The organism is Providencia sp. Je.9.19 (genome assembly GCF_051129765.1).
Taxonomy (GTDB): Bacteria; Pseudomonadota; Gammaproteobacteria; order Enterobacterales; family Enterobacteriaceae; genus Providencia.
The window spans coordinates 226,746-244,494 of sequence record NZ_JBCPSS010000003.1 but is presented as its reverse complement, the minus strand read 5'-3'; the positions used below and the strand labels follow the sequence as shown (position 1 = coordinate 244,494).

General features: G+C 40.0%; 19 protein-coding genes. 10 read left to right on the top strand and 9 right to left on the bottom strand.

Translation table 11 applies throughout. From position 1 onward, the window contains the following. The first annotated feature begins 23 nt into the window (after positions 1-23). The 4 genes from moaC (at position 24) to AAZR93_RS13665 (ending at position 2,041) form a co-directional block, all read left to right on the top strand. Positions 24-500: a cyclic pyranopterin monophosphate synthase MoaC gene (gene moaC / locus AAZR93_RS13680; RefSeq protein ID WP_434720112.1), complete on the top strand. Its 477-nt coding sequence runs from the start codon at positions 24-26 to the stop codon at positions 498-500. Beyond that, positions 500-745, top strand: coding sequence for a molybdopterin synthase sulfur carrier subunit (moaD, locus tag AAZR93_RS13675; protein ID WP_294103265.1), 246 nt, complete (start codon positions 500-502; stop codon positions 743-745). The genes moaC and moaD overlap by 1 nt, the downstream gene beginning before the upstream one ends. 3 nt (positions 746-748) lie before the next feature. Then, entirely contained in the window at positions 749-1,201 is a 453-nt protein-coding gene (gene moaE, locus AAZR93_RS13670; protein ID WP_294350789.1) for a molybdopterin synthase catalytic subunit MoaE, read from the top strand. A gap of 132 nt (positions 1,202-1,333) precedes the next feature. Next, on the top strand, positions 1,334-2,041 hold the full coding sequence (locus AAZR93_RS13665) for a Bax inhibitor-1/YccA family protein (RefSeq protein ID WP_294103261.1): 708 nt from the start codon (positions 1,334-1,336) through the stop codon (positions 2,039-2,041). 156 nt (positions 2,042-2,197) lie between these two features. Here AAZR93_RS13665 and AAZR93_RS13660 read toward each other — a convergent pair whose 3' ends face one another. The 5 genes from AAZR93_RS13660 to cecR all read right to left on the bottom strand — a co-directional run bounded on the left by AAZR93_RS13660 (position 2,198) and on the right by cecR (position 7,986). Continuing rightward, the gene (locus AAZR93_RS13660; RefSeq protein ID WP_434720111.1) at positions 2,198-3,304 is read right to left on the bottom strand and encodes an ABC transporter permease; all 1,107 of its coding nucleotides are present in this window, start codon (positions 3,302-3,304) and stop codon (positions 2,198-2,200) included. 9 nt (positions 3,305-3,313) lie between these two features. After that, a complete protein-coding gene (locus tag AAZR93_RS13655; protein ID WP_434720110.1) occupies positions 3,314-4,453 on the bottom strand; it encodes an ABC transporter permease in 1,140 nt (379 codons plus the stop codon). After that, positions 4,450-6,189, bottom strand: coding sequence for an ATP-binding cassette domain-containing protein (locus AAZR93_RS13650; protein ID WP_434720109.1), 1,740 nt, complete (start codon positions 6,187-6,189; stop codon positions 4,450-4,452). Before AAZR93_RS13650 ends, AAZR93_RS13655 begins: the two co-directional genes overlap by 4 nt. A 9-nt stretch (positions 6,190-6,198) precedes the next feature. Beyond that, positions 6,199-7,194 carry a secretion protein HlyD gene (gene hlyD, locus AAZR93_RS13645; protein ID WP_434720108.1) on the bottom strand — a complete coding sequence of 332 codons (996 nt, stop codon included), beginning with the start codon at positions 7,192-7,194 and terminating at the stop codon, positions 6,199-6,201. A gap of 93 nt (positions 7,195-7,287) precedes the next feature. Further along, entirely contained in the window at positions 7,288-7,986 is a 699-nt protein-coding gene (cecR, locus tag AAZR93_RS13640; RefSeq protein WP_434720107.1) for a transcriptional regulator CecR, read from the bottom strand. 285 nt (positions 7,987-8,271) lie between these two features. Here cecR and rhlE point away from each other — a divergent pair, with 285 nt between their 5' ends. The 3 genes from rhlE to AAZR93_RS13625 all read left to right on the top strand — a co-directional run bounded on the left by rhlE (position 8,272) and on the right by AAZR93_RS13625 (position 10,981). Further along, positions 8,272-9,639, top strand: coding sequence for an ATP-dependent RNA helicase RhlE (rhlE, locus tag AAZR93_RS13635; protein WP_434720106.1), 1,368 nt, complete (start codon positions 8,272-8,274; stop codon positions 9,637-9,639). Then, positions 9,639-10,598: a tRNA dihydrouridine(16) synthase DusC gene (gene dusC / locus AAZR93_RS13630; RefSeq protein ID WP_434720105.1), complete on the top strand. Its 960-nt coding sequence runs from the start codon at positions 9,639-9,641 to the stop codon at positions 10,596-10,598. Before rhlE ends, dusC begins: the two co-directional genes overlap by 1 nt. 134 nt (positions 10,599-10,732) lie before the next feature. Further along, positions 10,733-10,981: a GlsB/YeaQ/YmgE family stress response membrane protein gene (locus tag AAZR93_RS13625; protein WP_294103247.1), complete on the top strand. Its 249-nt coding sequence runs from the start codon at positions 10,733-10,735 to the stop codon at positions 10,979-10,981. Between the two features lie 116 nt (positions 10,982-11,097). On the opposite strand, the gene sseA is transcribed toward AAZR93_RS13625, so the two are convergent. After that, a complete protein-coding gene (gene sseA / locus AAZR93_RS13620; protein ID WP_434720104.1) occupies positions 11,098-11,937 on the bottom strand; it encodes a 3-mercaptopyruvate sulfurtransferase in 840 nt (279 codons plus the stop codon). A gap of 32 nt (positions 11,938-11,969) precedes the next feature. Continuing rightward, positions 11,970-12,140, bottom strand: coding sequence for a hypothetical protein (locus AAZR93_RS13615; protein WP_434720103.1), 171 nt, complete (start codon positions 12,138-12,140; stop codon positions 11,970-11,972). Positions 12,141-12,369: 229 nt separating this feature from the next. On the opposite strand from AAZR93_RS13615, the gene dinG reads away from it, so the two are divergent. Together dinG and AAZR93_RS13605 are read left to right on the top strand one after the other, a co-directional pair. Further along, on the top strand, positions 12,370-14,481 hold the full coding sequence (gene dinG, locus AAZR93_RS13610; protein ID WP_434720102.1) for an ATP-dependent DNA helicase DinG: 2,112 nt from the start codon (positions 12,370-12,372) through the stop codon (positions 14,479-14,481). Between the two features lie 3 nt (positions 14,482-14,484). Continuing rightward, the gene (locus tag AAZR93_RS13605) at positions 14,485-14,814 is read left to right on the top strand and encodes a DHCW motif cupin fold protein (protein WP_294103236.1); all 330 of its coding nucleotides are present in this window, start codon (positions 14,485-14,487) and stop codon (positions 14,812-14,814) included. Positions 14,815-15,024: 210 nt separating this feature from the next. Here the strand turns inward: AAZR93_RS13605 and dps are convergent, their stop codons facing one another. Both dps and rhtA read right to left on the bottom strand, forming a co-directional pair. Beyond that, the gene (dps, locus tag AAZR93_RS13600) at positions 15,025-15,528 is read right to left on the bottom strand and encodes a DNA starvation/stationary phase protection protein Dps (RefSeq protein ID WP_294103232.1); all 504 of its coding nucleotides are present in this window, start codon (positions 15,526-15,528) and stop codon (positions 15,025-15,027) included. Between the two features lie 322 nt (positions 15,529-15,850). Further along, complete coding sequence (gene rhtA, locus AAZR93_RS13595) at positions 15,851-16,738, bottom strand: threonine/homoserine exporter RhtA (protein WP_294103230.1); 888 nt, start codon at positions 16,736-16,738, stop codon at positions 15,851-15,853. A gap of 414 nt (positions 16,739-17,152) precedes the next feature. On the opposite strand from rhtA, the gene AAZR93_RS13590 reads away from it, so the two are divergent. After that, a complete protein-coding gene (locus tag AAZR93_RS13590; protein ID WP_434720101.1) occupies positions 17,153-17,728 on the top strand; it encodes a TIGR00730 family Rossman fold protein in 576 nt (191 codons plus the stop codon). Positions 17,729-17,749 lie beyond the last annotated feature (21 nt).

The window sequence follows — 17,749 nt, the reverse complement described above, 5'->3', positions numbered from 1 at the left end:
ATTTTTGATTTTCAGGAGAAAATATGTCCCAGCTGACTCACCTTAATGCGTCGGGCGAGGCCCATATGGTTGATGTTTCTGCAAAAACTGAAACTATCCGTGAGGCGCGAGCGCAAGCGTATGTCACCATGAACCCAGAAACGTTAGCAATGATAGTCGATGGCAGTCACCATAAAGGTGATGTTTTTGCGACAGCGCGTATTGCCGGAATCCAAGCCGCAAAAAATACGTGGCAACTGATCCCTTTATGTCATCCCCTATTATTGACTAAAGTTGAAGTGACTCTTACAGCTGAACAAGAACATAACCGTGTACGCATTGATACCTGTTGTCGTTTAACGGGTAAAACGGGTGTTGAAATGGAAGCGCTTACGGCGGCCTCTGTGGCGGCATTAACTATCTATGATATGTGTAAAGCTGTTCAAAAAGATATGGTTATTGGTCCGGTGCGCTTACTTGAAAAAACCGGCGGTAAGTCTGGACATTTTAAGGCGGAATGATGATTACAGTTTTATTTTTTGCTCAAGTGCGTGAATTAGTCGGCACAGATCGTTTGGAGCTGACTGAAAATTATCAAACGGTTGAAGAATTACGCCAAGCACTATCACTAAAAGGCGATCGTTGGGCGCTTGCTTTAGAAGACGGAAAATTACTCGCAGCTGTCAATCAATCATTTGTTTCACTGGAACATTCATTGGTTTCAGGTGATGAGGTGGCATTTTTTCCACCCGTCACTGGGGGCTAAGTTATGAACAATACTCATATTGCGGTACAAACGGATAATTTCAGTGTTGGTGAGCAATACCAGTGGTTAGCGCAGTGTGATAGTGACGGCGCTGTTGTCACGTTTACAGGAAAAGTGCGTAATCATAACCTTGGTGACAGTGTTGCAGCGTTGACACTTGAGCATTATCCAGGAATGACCGAAAAAGCGTTAAATAATATTGTTGAAGAAGCAAGAGGGCGTTGGCCTTTGCAGCGCGTGAGTGTTATTCATCGAGTCGGTACATTACAACCGGGTGAAGAGATTGTATTTGTGGGGGTGACCAGTGCTCACCGCGATGCTGCATTTCAATCTGCTGAATTCATTATGGATTACTTAAAAACGAAAGCACCTTTTTGGAAAAAAGAAGCATTGCCAGAAAATGAACGCTGGGTTGAAGCGAAAGAGAGTGATGAAGCATCAGCAAAGCGCTGGTAATCGCATTTTTTCCCCTAAAAAATACGAATTTGCTGAATGTATTGTGAAAGTATTGTGATAAACTTTGCTATAATTTGTCCGATTACAGTATTTTTACTGGGTCTTTTTTCTTTTTCTTAAAGGGTAACCATCATGGGTCAGTTTGATCAACGTAATGATTCTCTTGTCCAGGGTGCCAACACTGGCGTTCAGGCATTTATGTCACAAGTATACGGCTGGATGACAGTCGGTTTACTGTTGACTGCATTTGTAGCTATGTATTCATTGAGCAGTGGTTTGTACATTACCATCGCAACGAATAAAATTTTGTTTTTTGGCATGATCATCGCTGAGCTTGGTTTAGTGATGGGTTTGTCATTCTTACTTCCAAGAATGAATGGCATGATGGCAACCGGTATGTTTATGCTTTATGCGTTGCTAACCGGTTTAACTATCTCCGTTATTCTCGCTGTTTATACCGGTGAATCCGTTGCGGGCACTTTTGTCATCACTGCGGTGATGTTTGGTGCGCTTAGCTTCTATGGCTATACCACTAAACGTAGCCTAACAGGAATGGGTAACTTTCTGTTTATGGCATTGATTGGTATCGTTGTCGCTTCACTGGTTAATATCTGGCTGCAAAGTTCAATGATGTACTGGGTTATCACTTATGGTGGTGTGCTGCTGTTTGCTGCATTAACTGCTTATGATACTCAGAAGTTGAAAGAAATGGGTTCACAAATTGATGAAAATGATAGAGAAACAATGCGTAAATACTCAATTATGGGTGCATTATCTCTGTATTTAGACTTCATTAACCTGTTCCTGATGTTGCTGCGTATTTTCGGTGACCGTCGCTAATTAGCGATTAGTACAGTATAAATAATTAAAAGCCCTTGTGATGATAGTCACAAGGGCTTTTGCGCTAATTAAAGCTTGAAAAATAATAAGCTAATAATTAATTGTGGGATTATTAGTGAAGTAAACAGCCTTGAGCGACTCATCTAATCTAATGGTCTATGCTATTTTCTTTCTAAATAAATAGTACGCTACATTACTTGTGACTAACGCAATAATAAGTAGTGGCCATAAGCTATGGAAAATTACTGAAAAATCAGCATCTTTTAGATAAATTTGTTTAGTAATATCTGTAAAGTGCCGAATCGGATTTATCCAAGTAATATCTTGTAGCCAAACAGGCATATTCTCAATAGGAGAAATATAGCCCGATAACAGGACGGCAGGCATCATAAAGACAAACACCCCAATAAATGCCTGTTGCTGCGTGGAACATAACGCAGATATTAATAAACCAAAGCCAACCAACGATAAGCCGTAAAATAGCATCGTGCCATAAAATAGTAGCAATGAACCTGCAAAGGGAATTTCATAACAAAAAATACCGATGACGAGGACCAGTGTTGCTTGCGCCGTTGCGACTATCAATGCAGGAATGGCTTTGCCAATAAAAATTTGCCAAGTGGTCAGAGGCGAAACTAACAATTGGTCTAGTGTGCCTTGCTCACGCTCTCTGGCAATAGAAAGAGAGGTGACAATAAGTACACCAATGGTTGTAATTAATGCGACTAATGAGGGTACGATGAACCATTTATAATCTAAATTCGGGTTGTACCAATTGCGAACAACCAATTCACTATTGTTGGGGCGAGGCTGACCTTGTGTGAGCTCCTGCTCATACTGCATGACAATTTGTTCAATATAGTTAGCGGCTATCTGAGAGCTATTTGAATTTCGCCCATCTAACAATAGCATCATGTTAGCTTTGTGCTGGCTCGCAATATCAGCGCTAAAGTTTTGTTCGAAACGTACTACTAACAGCGCTTTACGATTATCGAGCGTCTCGCGAATGTCGTGCTCACTTTTCAGTAACAAGATATGAGAAAATGCACTAGCTTTGGCTAATCGCTGGGTAAGCTCAATAGAATGTTGGCCACTGTCTTGGTCATAAATTGCAATTGTGGTATTGGTGACTTCTAATGTTGCCGCTAGCGGAAATAAAATCATCTGAAAAATAACGGGCAAAATTAAAATAATCCGCGTTTGTGGTTCTTGCAACAAAGATTGCAACTCTTTCATAATTAAGGTGTATAGACGATAAAACATAGTTTCACCTCAATCCAGTCGACGACGGGTTTTAAGCGCCGTTAGACCAATAAATAGAATTGCCGAAGCAATCAATAAAAGAAAATCAGTGAGTAACACGAGATAGATATCGCCGGCGAGAAATAGTGTTTGCAAGCTACTGACAAAATATCGCGCAGGAATGAAGTAAGTAACAGCTTGAATGATGGCAGGCATACTATCAATTTCAAAAATAAAACCCGATAACATGATGGCAGGTAAAAAGGCCGCATTCAGCGCTATCATAGCGGCATTGAATTGGTTTCGGGTGATCGTCGAAATTAATAACCCCATCCCTAATGCCGTAGCAAGATAGAGACTGGTGATCACAAATAAGATAACCAATGAGCCTCGATAGGGGATATCCAGAACAAACGTGGTGACGAACATGCATAGGATCATAACAAACGAGCCAAGTAACTGATAAGGCAATAGCTTAGATAACAGTAGTTCAGTGCGGGTGATTTGCGTCGATAATAACGCTTCCATGGTGCCACGTTCCCATTCACGAGCAATCACTAGGGAGGTCAAAATTGCACCTACAACTGTCATGATAATACTAATCGCGCCTGGGATAATGAAATGCTGGCTAATTGCAGCCTCGTTAAACCAATAGCGCATATTTAATTCAATTAATGGGTCTGTTGCATAACCTTTATTTTCCCCTTGTTGAACTAACCAAGTATGCCAAACCCCTTTGGTGTAGGCTTGCACAAAGTTTGCTGTATTTGGTTCGCTACCGTCAGTGATGACTTGAATCGGCGCATGGCCTTCTGAGCGCAATAGCTGAGCGGAAAAATTGACAGGAATAACAACGATCCCGCGAATTTCTCCTGCTTGCATTTTATTGGCTAAAAGCTGGCGGTTATCACTGATAGTTGCATCAATAAAAGGCGAGCCGGTAAACGCATCGACGAGTTCTCGCGCTTCTTGGCTTTGTTGGTCCATTAAAATACCCACGCGCAGCTTGCTCGAATCTAGATTGATACCATAGCCAAAAATGAACAGCAGCATGAGTGGAATCACAACAGCGATTAGTGCACTGCTCGGATCGCGAACGATTTGTTTAGTTTCTTTAAAGCACAGAGCTTTGAGTCTGCGCCACGAAAAATGGGAGGCTGCTACGGTCATCGTTCCCCCTGTTGTTGATCATAATTAAAGATAAGCTCTATGAAAGCATCTTCCATTGAAGGATTTGGATTTTCAGCGCTGGCAACTTGTTGTTTTAGTTCATCGGGGGTGCCTGCGGCAATAATTTTACCGTGATATACCAAACCAATACGATCGCAATATTCAGCTTCATCCATAAAGTGAGTGGTTACCATCACAGTGACGCCTTTATCGACCATCCCATTAATATGTAACCAAAACTCTCTACGAGTTAGTGGGTCAACTCCCGAAGTGGGTTCATCAAGAAACAAAATATCGGGTTCATGCATTAATGAACAGGCAAGAGCGAGGCGCTGTTTATAACCTAAAGGTAATGAATCTGTGATTTGATTAATAATTGGCGTGAAACTAAATGCATCTATCATCTCTTGCATTTTAGTTGATTGTTTTTTGTGGTGAAGGCCATAAACGCCAGAAAAAAACTTTAGGTTTTGCTTCACTTTTAAGTTGCCATATAACGAGAATTTTTGCGCCATATAACCTAAATGCTGACGTGCTTTATTTGAACTGGTTTTTAAATCCATTCCCAATACCAAAGCTTGTCCTTCAGTTGGTTTCATTAGGCCACACATCATTTTAAATGTGGTTGATTTCCCTGCACCATTAGGGCCTAACAAGCCAAAAATCTCACCGCGTTTGACTTGAAAATTAACCGTATCAGTGGCGGCGAAATCGCCAAATTTTTTAGTGAGATTGCGAGCTTCAATGACGGTTTCATTCGGATTTGGTGGGATTTGCGGGACAATAGAAGCCAGCTCTGAACGATGTGATGGGCCACCGCCAAGTAAATCAATAAACGCATCTTCAAAGCGGGGTTCTGCTTCAATTAGTTTTTGGTCGCCCATATTGAGCGCATTAAGTAAATTTTGTTGGGAAGCATTAGGTTTTAAGATCAAACGGATGTAGCGACCTTGAATTACGCCATCGGTAGTTTCAGGTAATACTAATGCATTTTGTAGTTGAGTGCGTTTTTGTGTGGCAGGGACGTTGAGTAAGAATGATCGTCCAACCATTTTTTGAGTCAGTAATTCAGGTTTTCCTGAATACAGTAACTTCCCCTTGTTGAGTAGCAGAACTTCTTTACATTGCTGAGCTTCATCTAGGTAAGAGGTGCTCCAGAGGATCAACATGCCATCATCAGCAAGGGTATGCACCATTTGCCATAATTCACGACGAGCGATGGGATCGACTCCTACTCCCGGCTCATCGAGCAGCAATACCTTAGGCTTGCCTAGTAATGTACAGGCTAACCCCAGTTTTTGTTTCATACCGCCTGAGAGTTTACCCGCAAGACGAGAGGTAAAATCGGTCAGATTGGTAAATGTCAGTAATTGTTGATAGGTTTTTTTGCGTTCATCACCGATAACACCACGCAAATCTGCGTATAAATCGAGATTCTCTTGCACGGTTAAATCTTCGTATAAACCAAACTTTTGTGGCATATAGCCCAAGTTTGCCCGCACTTCAATACTGTCTTTGATGGGATCTAAACCCATTAGACTGATTGTGCCGGAATCAGGTTTTAACAATCCAGCTAGCATTCTTATGAGGGTTGTTTTACCTGCGCCGTCGGGGCCCACGAGTCCCGTGACTGAGCCACCATGAATTTCAGTCGTTAAGCTCTCGACTGCCGGTGAATCTAGACCTGAAAATGTTTTTTCAATACCCTGAAGGCGTATGTTGTAATCATTATTCATGACAAGCATTTACTGTTTTGTTTCAGGAAAACGGACGGTGACGGGCATACCCTGACGCAGAGCGTCATCAGGATCGCTCACGATAATACGTAAACGGTATACCAAATCAGTACGTAAATCAGGTGTTTGTACGCTTTTAGGCGTGAATTCAGCAGTAGGGGAAACAAAACCTATTTTCCCGTGGTAAGGAGAATCGGGTCTGCTATCGGTATATAGCAACACATCACTACCGGGAACGGCGACACCAAGATTAGGCTCGCTGACATAGGCTCGAACCCAGACAGGGTGGGTTAGGGTAACACTAAATACCGTGTTGCCTGGACCAACAATGGTACCTGGTTCAATAGCGCGGGTTAAAATAGTGCCATCTGATGGCGCAGTGAGTGTTGTATCTTGTAAATCAAGTTCAGCTTGTGCAACAGCGGCTTCAGCTTGTAGCCATTCACCTCTTGCTGCGGCGATCTCTTCTTGACGAAATCCACTTTGATATTGATTGAGTTTATCTTGTGCGGCTTTCAGGGCCGCGAGGGTTTGATTACGACTATTTTTTGCATTGTCTAAATCATTAGCTGAAATAACGCGCTGAGCTGCAAGGCCTTGCTGGCGTTTATAAAAATTATCAGCATATTGCCAAGCCGCTTGTTTTTGAGCAACTTCGGCTTCTGCTTGAGCAATTTCTTGAGTTCGATAACCCGCTTCTTTTAAAGCTAGTTGCGCTTTAGCGCTATCTCGAATGCCTTTCGCTTTATTAAGCGCATTGATGTAAGAGGCATCATCAAGTTTGCCAAGCTTATCCCCTGCGGTCACGCGCGCGCCTTCATCTACATTCAAAGACGCGAGCCTTCCCCCTACTCGAAAACCAAGGTTAACGGTTCTGACATCAACATTTCCGTATAAGGTTAATGTTTTATCTTGCTTAGATTGGTAGTAGTAGTAACCACCTACAGCAACACCGATTAATATGACAATAAGAAGAATAAAAACCGAACGACGTTTATTGTTCATAGCTAACCTTACTCAAGAGGATAAAATGATAAAAAAGTTATACTGAGTTAGTTATAACCTAAAAGTATTACTTTTCTTTATCTATTTATCATATCACTTTTCTGCTTGTTTGCGATGACGTAACCCCTCTAATAAGATATTTGTATGTTCGATAAGAACTTGATTAATAATTTCAAATTCATTCTCATTAATATGTTTCCAACCCGTTTGTCTGAGTAATGTTTCTCGTGCAATACGAAATGAAAGCGTTTCGCCAAGAATGGCATGGGTATGGATTAACGTAGTTAAATTATGGGGATCTGCGCCGATATAAGTGGCGATTAGATGATTTAAACGCGAGTGTATTGGGCCTAAAGCTTGTTCATGGATGATGGTGTAGGCTTCTGTTGGATTCAGCTGTTCACGTGCTAATATTCGCGAAAAACTGAGGTTTTTTTTCTCCAACTGAAAGTAATTATAAGCAATAACGGTTTTTTGTAATAGCTCAAGGGCTTTTTGAGGTGTTTGAGCCTCAGCAGGTTGGTTAAGAAAATTATCTATCAGGTTAAACGTTTCATAGAAGCTTTCTTTGACGTTACTGGCAATCATCTGTGCAACAGCAAGGTAAAGGCCTTCCTTCGAACCAAAATAATATGAAATTGCTGCGATATTTTGACCAGAAACTTGTGCTATTTGGCGTGTAGTCGCCCCATCAAGTCCTTTTTCTCCATAAACATCAGCAGCTGCGAGAAGTAGTTGTTGTCTCGCATTCTCTCCTCGCAAAGTTGACGATGAATTTATAATCATAAACATTCCTTTAAATCAGAATTAAATAACACCCAAATAGGCTCTAAGCGGCTTTTCATTTTTATAAGGGATAGAAAACGACAACTCATAGTGTCATATAAGTATATATACCATATGAAGGGCATTTTATATTAATTTGTGAGGCAAACTAAATTAATATATTTATCGTCATCAAATAATGTTAGAATTTCGACATGTCGCACGGCAGTTTGCGCTTTTTTCTTCTTCTGATTCACTTCCCCTTAGAACTGCCTCAATAATTTGATACGGTGAAGCCCGGAGTAATTTAATTTGACTAATTTTTCAGACCTCGCTTTAAACGAGGAAATTTTGCTTGCCATTAATGAGTTAGGCTATGAAAGTCCTACACCTATTCAACAACAAGCTATTCCTGCAGTGCTTGCAGGTAAAGACCTGTTAGCAAGCGCTCAAACAGGTACGGGTAAAACCGCAGGCTTTACGTTGCCTATTTTACAAAAACTCATTGAAACCCCGCGTGGGAACAATCGTAGACCCGTTCGGGCGTTGATCCTGACACCTACAAGGGAATTGGCAGCTCAAGTTGCTGAAAATGTAAAAGAGTACAGTCGTCATTTGAAAATCCGCTCAATGGTTATTTTTGGCGGGGTAAGCATTAATCCACAGATGATGAAATTGCGCAGTGGCGTTGAAATTTTGATTGCAACACCTGGACGCTTACTCGATTTAGAGCATCAAAATGCAGTTGACCTATCTCAAGTTGAAATTCTTGTGCTTGATGAAGCTGATCGCATGTTAGATATGGGTTTTATTCACGATATCCGTCGTGTCATTAGTAAACTCCCTAAAAAGCGTCAAAATTTACTTTTCTCAGCAACTTTCTCTGACGACATTAAACAGCTCGCCAATAAATTGCTAACTAACCCTGTGACCATTGAAGTGGCGCCACGTAATTCAGCGTCAGAACAAGTGACACAATATGTACATCTTGTTGATAAAAAACGTAAAGCAGATCTTTTATCATTCATGATCGGCCGTGATAATTGGCAGCAAGTTTTAGTGTTTACGCGTACTAAGCATGGTGCTAACCGCCTTGCTGAACATCTTAATAAAGATGGTATTAAAGCTGCGGCTATCCATGGTAATAAAAGTCAGGGCGCGCGTACTCGTGCACTTGCTGATTTTAAATCGGGTGATATTCGCGTTTTAGTTGCTACTGATATTGCTGCGCGTGGTATTGATATTGAACAACTTCCTCATGTTGTGAACTATGAATTACCGAATGTGGCAGAAGATTATGTTCACCGTATTGGTCGTACTGGTCGCGCAGATGCAACGGGTATGGCGGTTTCTTTAGTTTGTGTCGATGAAATTAAACTTCTCAAAGATATTGAAAAACTATTGAAAAAATCAATTCCGCTAATGACAACTGAAGGTTATGAGCCAGATCCTTCAATTAAAGCTGAACCTATTCAAAAATCACCGCAGCGCAATGACAGACGTTCATCTGATAGACGTCCTAGTGAGCGCAGTGATAGAGGTGGAAGTGATAGAGGCGATAAAGGTAGTAACAGACCTCGTCGTTCTAGCGCGCCAGCTGCAAAAGGAAAATCTGAGTCATCAGGTTCACCTTGGAGAAATGCACAAAGCAAAGTAAGACAAGGACGTGGTGAAGGTTAATGCGTGTGCTACTAGCCCCTATGGAAGGGGTTTTAGACTCACTCGTTCGTTCATTGCTCACAGAGGTCAATGATTATGACCTCTGCATTACTGAATTTGTTCGTGTAGTAGATACGTTACTTCCAGCTAAAACCTTTTATCGTTTGTGCCCCGAATTACGTAATCAAAGTCGTACGCCATCAGGAACTTTAGTTAGGGTGCAGTTGTTAGGGCAGCACCCCGAATGGTTAGCCGAAAATGCAAATAGAGCCATTGAATTAGGCTCTTGGGGCGTCGATCTGAATTGTGGATGCCCATCAAAAACGGTAAATGGCCATGGTGGTGGTGCTACGCTGTTGAAGCAACCCGATCTCATTTACCGTGCTGTTAAAGCCATGCGTGATGCTGTTCCTAAATCATTACCTGTTTCTGTGAAAGTTAGACTAGGTTGGGATAGCGGTGAATTTACCCACGAAATTGCTGATGCAGCAGAGCAGGGGGGAGCCACTGAATTAACCGTTCATGGACGCACTAAAGAAGATGGTTATAAGGCTGAGCGTATTAATTGGCAAGCTATCGGTGACATTCGTAAGCGGTTATCAATACCTGTTATCGCAAATGGTGAAATTTGGGACTATGAAAGTGCTAAACGCTGTATTGAAATAACGGGATGCGAGGCCATTATGATTGGGCGGGGTGCATTAAATACACCGAATCTAAGCCGAGTGATTAAAAATAACCATCGGCAAATGCCTTGGGAACAGGTTAATCAGATATTATTAAAATATACTGAACTGGAAAAACTTGGTGATACTGGTCACTATCATGCCGCTCGTATTAAGCAATGGTTGAGCTATTTACGTAAAGAATATCAATCTGCGGATGAACTGTTTCAACAAGTGCGATCTTTGAAAAATGCACAGCAAATTTCTGATGTTATTTCGCATATTGTAGATGTAAATATTGATAAAAAGTCTTAAAAAAAGAATTTTTATTTGCGAAAATAACTTATTAGGTCTTTACTTAGTAAGTATGATAGTCATTAAGTTAAGTTAATCACTATTATTGTTGAGATATTATTACTTAATACAACCTAGTCTTTTGGAGGCGTAATATGGGCGTTATTGCTTGGATTATTTTTGGTCTGATTGCGGGTGTTCTAGCAAAATGGCTCATGCCTGGAACGTATCAGATGGGTTTTATTATGACCACAGTTTTAGGGATTGTCGGCGCCGTTGTCGGGGGGTATATCAGTACTTTCTTTGGTAAAGGTAAAGTTGATGGTTTCAATTTTGGTAGCTTTGTGGTCGCCGTTATCGGTGCAATTGCAGTGCTCTTCTTGGCGGGTATATTTGCTAAATAGTTTTGCTTAAATATACGTCACAATAACGAGATACTGACTATTTTAGTCAAGATCTCAAGAATTTAATAAAGGCTGCAATTTAAATATTAGCAGCCTTTATTTTTGCAAGTTGAAACCTAAGGTTCAATCGGCAAACCATTATCCTGTCCCCACTCTGCCCACGAACCGTCATATAAACGTACATCTGTGTTGCCAAGTAGGGTTAACGCCATTAGCACAACGGCAGCGGTCATTCCTGAGCCACAAGAAGTGACTGAGGGAGCGTGGATATCGACGCCTTGCTGAGCAAAAATGGCTTTTAGCTGTTCAGGGGACTTGAACTCTCCATTTTCAACGAGTAGATCCCAAGGAACATTTTTGCTTCCCGGAATGTGTCCCATACGTAGACCCGGACGTGGTTCGGGTGCTTGTGCTAGAAAACGCGGCGCTGCACGAGCATCGATAATTTGAATTTTACCTTCGTTAACGATATCTAATACTTGTTTTTGATTCAAAGCATTCGTTTCTTTTCGAGTTGCTTTAAATTCTTTGATTGCTGGTGGAATAACTTCACCTGTTTGAGTTTCAAATCCAGCTGTTTTCCAAGCATCAATTCCACCTGCCAATATTTTGACGTTTTTGCAGCCCATTGTCGTGAATGTCCACCAAGCACGAGGGGATGAAAATAAATTATTTTGGGCGTAAATAATAACCTGAGTATTATTATCAATACCCATAGCACCTACTGCTTGGCTGAAGGTTTCTGCACTCGGTAGCATATGGGGCAGATCGCAGGTTTTATCGGCAATTTCATCTTGATGAAAAAATTGCGCATTAGGAATATGCTCTTGTAAATAACTTTGGCGACAATCATAAGGGGCTGTTGGCGGCGGAGATGAAGCGTCGAGTACAATAATATTTGCATCAAACAGATGCGCGTTTAACCATTGCGGTGTAACAAAAAAATCGTTGTACATAAACTATCTCCATCCTGAGCTAATACATTATTTTAGTTTGGTTGCTGCATTTGGTTAGGGGCAGGGATAAGGGATTGAGTCTGAGGTTGTCCCTGTTCTAAAGGTGTTGTTGAGCGAGTATAAATATTCATACCTGCTAAAACAATGCCGCCTACTGAACCAAAAGCAAATAAGGCGCATATAGCGATTGCTAATTTTTTCATATTTTATAGCCTGCGTTAAATTTTAGAACACAAAGTATAACTGGATGGTTGTTGCAAACAAGTTAAAAGCGACATTTTATACGCTTTTGCAAATCGCTTCCCAATTTTAATGTATAATGGGTTTTAATACAGTAGTTTTGCGAAGCGGTTGGCAAAAGTAATCTTTTTACTTTTGTGCTATTTATCTACTAGGTTATCGTACATTTCAAATTTGGTTATCGCGTAATTTATGTCCCTGTCTAATAAAATAAAAGAACAAATAACGGAGTGGTATAAAGGCTTATCACTACAAATTGACGGGTTTGTTTCCCGTGAGCCTCAACGTCAAATGATTGCTGAGGTGGCTAAAAACTTAGCTGATGCCGATGGGCGCCATTTAGTGATAGAGGCTCCTACTGGGGTTGGTAAAACACTGTCTTACCTAATTCCGGGGATTGCGGTAGCGCGTGAAGAAGGTAAAACCCTGGTAGTGAGTACTGCCAATGTCGCGCTGCAAGACCAAATTTTTAGTAAAGACTTGCCACTACTAAGCAAAATTATTCCAGATCTTAAATTTACTGGCGCATTCGGCCGTGCACGTTATGTTTGTCCGCGAAATCTAGAAGCAATTTGTGCCGCAGAAGGAGATCAAATTGATTTAATGTTGTTGGTTGAGGATAAAACCGAAATCGCCAATAGTGAAGAACGTGCGATTTGCCAGCAATTACGTAATGATTTTCATAGTTTTGCTTGGGATGGGTTAAGAGATCATCATAAACGCGCTTTTAGCCATAGCTTATGGCGTAAAGTTAGTACAGATAAAATGAATTGTTTAGGGCGAAATTGTCAGTTTTATCAACGTTGTCCATTTTTTATTGCTCGACGTGAAATTGATGATGCGGACGTTGTCGTTGCAAATCACGCACTCGTCATGGCGGCAATGGAAACTGAGTCCGTATTGCCCGATCCTAAAAAATTATTACTTGTACTGGATGAAGGTCATCATGTGCCTGATGTTGCGAGAGATGCCCTTGAAGTTGAAGGTGAGATTACTTTAGTTCAATTAACTGCACAAGTTGATAGCTTTATTCAACATGTTGCGCAGTATGTTGCTCAATTTCGTCCAGCAAAACCACCAAAGTTAGCAAATCCAGAGAAATTACAAAAGCACGCAGAAAAGCTACGAGAAACATTTCGTGATTTTTCCGTGTTAGCAAATGCGTTATTACCTGAAACATCAAAAGATACAGAATATTTATTTCCTTTAGGTGTATTGCCTGAATCTATGCAATTAAGTTGTCAGGAACTCTTTAAGCTAACGGATGGTTTTAAAGGACTTGCAGAAGCAATACTCAGTGATTTAACAGAGCAAACCGCCAAACAAGATATCGTGCGTTTGCATCGTTCTATACTGACAACTAGCAGAGCAATGGGTTATTTTGAAAATATGGCTAAGTTATGGCGGTTAGCTGCCCTTGATCAAAGCTCAGGTGCGCCAGTTTCTAAATGGCTAAGTCGCCGTTATGAGAAAAATCAATCTCGCTTTTTTATGCATTGTGCGGGTATTAGAGTCAGTGAGCAGCTTCAGCACTTATTATGGCGTAATATCCCTCATATTGTGATTACTTCTGCAACGCTTAGATCACTCAATAGTTATTCAAGATTTATGGAGCTAAGTGGTTTGTCTGAAAAAAACGATGACCGCTTTGTGACCCTTTCCTCGCCATTTAATCATACAGAGCAAGGAAAATTGATCATTCCACAAATGAAATATGAACCCACTATGGATAATGAAGCAAACCATTTAGCTGAAATGGCGACTTTCTTTCGTAGTGAATTCATTAAAGAAACCCATCGTGGTGTATTAGTTTTATTTAGTAGCCAAAGAGCGATGGATGGATTTTTAGAGCATGTAAAAGATTTACGATTACAGCTACTTGTTCAAGGGGATCAACCTCGTTATCGTTTAGTTGAAACACATTGCGAAAGAATTGATCAAGGGCAAAAAAGTGCGCTAATGGGGTTACAATCTTTTGCTGAAGGATTAGATTTAAAAGGCGAATATCTGACTCAGGTACACATCCATAAAATTGCATTTCCACCTGTCACAAATCCTGTCATTATCACTGAGGGAGACTGGCTAAAATCATTGAAACGCTATCCTTTTGAGGTTCAAAGTTTACCCAGTGCGTCATTTAACTTGATCCAACAATCAGGGCGGCTTATTCGGAGCCATGAATGTTACGGTGAAATAATTATCTATGATAAACGTTTGATCACTAAAAATTATGGGAAGCGTTTATTAAATGCGTTGCCTATTTTCCCAATAGAGCGACCTGAAATGCCTGATAGCGAGAAATAGCTGATGCAAATGAATAATATTCCATTTGGCCTAACTAATTGGGCCGAAATTGAGCCAGAAACTCATCAAGGTGAACAGGGTTATGCATTATGGCGCACTGCAAAATATGGTGACATCCGTGTAAGGATGGTTGAATACTCTGCGGGATATATTGCGGATCATTGGTGTTTAAAAGGGCATATTTTGTTGTGTTTAGAAGGTGAATTACATTCTGAGCTGGATGATGGTCGAACGTTTATTTTAACGCCTGGGATTAGTTACCAAGTAGCGGATAACGCTGAAGCACATCGCTCATCAACGCCAATGGGCGCTAAATTGTTTATTGTGGACTAAAGAGAAACAGCTAATATGTTTTTTTAATAATGAATAATGTGCTATTTATTATTTGATGTGGATTTTGTGCATTTTTTAGGTATTAATTAGTGCCACATAATTAATACCTAAAAAGAGAGGCCACATTTAGTGGCCTCTTGGTCAATTTAAATTGACTCTGTTTAACGACATTGCTCTTGTACTTGGGACTGCTTAATTTAAAATACAGTTTTATTCAATATTGGCTTCAATGAACCAGAGGAACTTGTCTAGATCACGTGATGCTGCGGTAAACATATCAGCAGTATCTTCGTCTTCAACTTCATTTATCGCTTTACGGAGATCATTTGCGACAACAGCATAGCGATCCGCTAATGCTTTTAAGTGATCTTGCACAGTGTGAATATTGGTTGGGTAAGCTTCTAAAGATGTTAATCTATTTACTTCTTGGGTTGTGCCGATAGCCACACCACCAAGCTGAACTGCACGTTCTGCAAATTCATCTAGATGCTCAACAATTGTGGTTCTAAAGCCATCGAGCATTTCATGCACGGCAATAAAATTACGTCCACGCATATTCCAATGTGCTTGTTTAGTCATTAAAGATAGATCAGTAAAATGGATAACCATGATATTAAGGATATCAATGGTTTCTAATTTTACACTATCTTCTAAATCATTACGGGTATATAACAGTTCTTTTGAAGATGTTTTAAATAATTTAGCTGTACTCATGATTCATCCTCTTTTTAATATTAATTTATTTAGTAACTTTATCTGTTAATAAATATAAAACATAAATTGTAATTTGTCATAGAGTAATAATCGATTGATCTAATAGGTAAATCCAATATAGTGTCACCGATTTTTTTCATTAAGGGCTATTTTAATTTTAAGCGCATGTAACTGTTATATTAAGGTAAATGAAATTAACTAACATTTCAAATTTATGAAGAAATTTTTACAAGAAAAAAGGCTAATAAATATGAATGTATGAATTTATTAGCCTTATTAGCCTTATTAGCATGTTAAAATACTTTATTATTCAACTTATTTGCTAGGCCACTTTCTCTATTTTAGGTTTAGGCGTTGCGGTTGATGTCGACCCTATTGAAGCGCAAACGATGCAGAGCAGTGCAAGCCATTGTGTGCTAGTTAGATGTTCTTGTAGGAAGATAATACCTAAGAATGCGCCCATACAGGGTTCAAGGCTCATTAATGTCCCAAAAGTACGGGCGGGAAGACGGGTTAATGCAATCATTTCTAAGGTATAAGGAAATGCGGTAGACAGTATGGCGACGGCTAATGCCAGAGGCAAAATAGCGGGATCAAACATCACCTCGACTCCCGTTTGCATTAAGCCTATAGGAAAGAAAATTAGTGCTGAAATAAAGGATCCAATAGCCACCGTTGCTGCACCATATCCGGCGCCAGCACGTTTACCAAAGATAATATAAATTCCCCAACAGACACCAGCACCTAGAGCATACAGCACCCCAACGGGATCTAATGAGTTAATGTTATCGCCAATGGGTAACAAAAAGAGTAGACCGGCGATAACGAGTCCTATCCAGAGAAAATCAATTGGTCGGCGTGAGGAAAACATGGCAACAGCCAACGGACCCGTGAATTCTAATGCCACGGCAATACCTAAAGGAATTCGTTCAAGAGCGAGATAAAATAGGTAGTTCATTGTGCCGAGTGAAATACCATAAGTTAGTAGGGGGATTATCGAATTCTTTCTAAAATTTAATCGCCAAGGCTTGAAAATAGCGCATAGAATGATTGTTGCAAGTAATAGACGTAAGCCTGTTACACCAGGAGCGCCGATAACGGGAAATAATGTTTTAGCCAAAGATGCGCCACTTTGAATAGAAGCCATTGCTAATAATAGCAACCCTATAGGTAATAGTGGCAAAACACTCTTTTTAATATCGGCAGACATGAATAATTAAACCTCAGAAAATACGTTATTAATCAGGCGAAAACTTACTTAATTTAAAGCAATTGGTTGTTTTATAAATGAACGTTTTGTGTAAGCAAACAGTTCTAAAAAATAATATTTCGCAATAGAAAATAGAACAATATGATGACATCTAAAGTGATATTCACTCGATGTGAAAATATTTATCAGAATTATGTCATAGAATAGGTTTAGTTAATATGGTTTATCAAGATGAAAGCTCAATGATATAGACTGCTGAAATATGGCGGTTTAGCAGGTCTTGGCTGTAACCAGAATAGGGGCGCTATTAATTATGTGGTTTGTATGTTGAGCTTTTCTTCAGGTACCCTATAGTTATGGCTTAAAAATAGTTATCGTTTAAAAAATGACAGAAAATTAAGGCATGAGGAAGTAATGAGAAAAATTAAAAGTGTAGCTGTGTATTGTGGTTCTAGTATGGGGTCAAATGAAATTTATCAGCAACAAGCAATTGAATTTGCAAAAGAAATGGTTAAGCGCAATATTACTTTAGTTTATGGTGGTGCGAGTGTTGGAATTATGGGCACAATTGCGGATACAATATTATCTCTTGGCGGTAAAGTCATTGGTGTTATCCCATCTTTACTCGAAGAGCGGGAAATATCGCACAAAAATCTGACTGAATTATATAAAGTTGAAACTATGCATCAGCGTAAAAGTAAAATGATTGAGCTCGCCGATGCTTTTGTCGCTTTACCAGGTGGATACGGTACTCTTGAAGAGTACAGTGAAGTGTTTACTTGGAGCCAAATTGGTTTACATACAAAGCCTTGTGCATTATTTAATATTAATAATTACTGGCAACCGTTGATTGATATGACCAACAAAATGGTGGATGAAGGTTTTTTACATGAAAAATATCGTCATATGGCGATTGTAGAAACTACGCCAACGGCAATATTAGATAAATTTGAAACTTATATTGCACCACCTGTGAAAACTTACGATTGATAACAAATTCGTTGATGACGT

Bases quoted from the DNA above. Each gene is read 5' to 3' on its own strand.
- rhtA (WP_294103230.1), bottom strand. From the start codon at position 16,738: ATGTCTGCCGATATTAAAAAGAGTGTTTTGCCACTATTACCTATAGGG.
- moaD (WP_294103265.1), top strand. From the start codon at position 500: ATGATTACAGTTTTATTTTTTGCTCAAGTGCGTGAATTAGTCGGCACA.
- AAZR93_RS13615 (WP_434720103.1), bottom strand. From the start codon at position 12,140: ATGAAAAAATTAGCAATCGCTATATGCGCCTTATTTGCTTTTGGTTCA.
- dusC (WP_434720105.1), top strand. From the start codon at position 9,639: ATGCGTGTGCTACTAGCCCCTATGGAAGGGGTTTTAGACTCACTCGTT.
- cecR (WP_434720107.1), bottom strand. From the start codon at position 7,986: ATGTTTATGATTATAAATTCATCGTCAACTTTGCGAGGAGAGAATGCG.
- AAZR93_RS13590 (WP_434720101.1), top strand. From the start codon at position 17,153: ATGAGAAAAATTAAAAGTGTAGCTGTGTATTGTGGTTCTAGTATGGGG.
- dinG (WP_434720102.1), top strand. From the start codon at position 12,370: ATGTCCCTGTCTAATAAAATAAAAGAACAAATAACGGAGTGGTATAAA.
- AAZR93_RS13660 (WP_434720111.1), bottom strand. From the start codon at position 3,304: ATGTTTTATCGTCTATACACCTTAATTATGAAAGAGTTGCAATCTTTG.
- sseA (WP_434720104.1), bottom strand. From the start codon at position 11,937: ATGTACAACGATTTTTTTGTTACACCGCAATGGTTAAACGCGCATCTG.
- AAZR93_RS13665 (WP_294103261.1), top strand. From the start codon at position 1,334: ATGGGTCAGTTTGATCAACGTAATGATTCTCTTGTCCAGGGTGCCAAC.
- AAZR93_RS13625 (WP_294103247.1), top strand. From the start codon at position 10,733: ATGGGCGTTATTGCTTGGATTATTTTTGGTCTGATTGCGGGTGTTCTA.
- AAZR93_RS13655 (WP_434720110.1), bottom strand. From the start codon at position 4,453: ATGACCGTAGCAGCCTCCCATTTTTCGTGGCGCAGACTCAAAGCTCTG.
- moaE (WP_294350789.1), top strand. From the start codon at position 749: ATGAACAATACTCATATTGCGGTACAAACGGATAATTTCAGTGTTGGT.
- AAZR93_RS13650 (WP_434720109.1), bottom strand. From the start codon at position 6,189: ATGAATAATGATTACAACATACGCCTTCAGGGTATTGAAAAAACATTT.
- hlyD (WP_434720108.1), bottom strand. From the start codon at position 7,194: ATGAACAATAAACGTCGTTCGGTTTTTATTCTTCTTATTGTCATATTA.
- AAZR93_RS13605 (WP_294103236.1), top strand. From the start codon at position 14,485: ATGCAAATGAATAATATTCCATTTGGCCTAACTAATTGGGCCGAAATT.
- dps (WP_294103232.1), bottom strand. From the start codon at position 15,528: ATGAGTACAGCTAAATTATTTAAAACATCTTCAAAAGAACTGTTATAT.
- moaC (WP_434720112.1), top strand. From the start codon at position 24: ATGTCCCAGCTGACTCACCTTAATGCGTCGGGCGAGGCCCATATGGTT.